Source organism: Amycolatopsis sp. NPDC058340, assembly GCF_042723975.1.
Lineage (GTDB): Bacteria > Actinomycetota > Actinomycetes > Mycobacteriales > Pseudonocardiaceae > Amycolatopsis.
The window spans coordinates 103,202-103,562 of sequence record NZ_JBHXIB010000028.1; positions in this window are offsets into that span (position 1 = coordinate 103,202).

A 361-nucleotide genomic window follows, 5' to 3' on the forward strand; every position below is an offset into this window, starting at 1 on the left:
GCCCCCGCTTCCCGGGGGGGGGGGGCGCCCGCGGGGGGGTGGGGGTCGTTTCCGGCCCTTCCCGCGCCCCAAACCCCCCCCACTCGGCTGCGAATCGGCCCGTACGGGCTTGATCAACGTGAAGTGTCGGCGGCTGCCGAAGCCGGTGCCCGGTCTCGGAGCTTGGCGTGCTCGTCAGGTGGGCCGAAGGGGCTTTCGCGGCGTCTGACGCGGTGATGGTCCCCTTCGCGTCTTGATGGTGGCGCGACTCTCGGCGGCCGTCCACAAGGGACACCAACCTCGCCCGATGCCCCATCTGAGTACCTCGCGCGCGTGGGGGTCGTGAGTGGCAATTGTCGTTCTAACCCTCTTTGCCACTCAC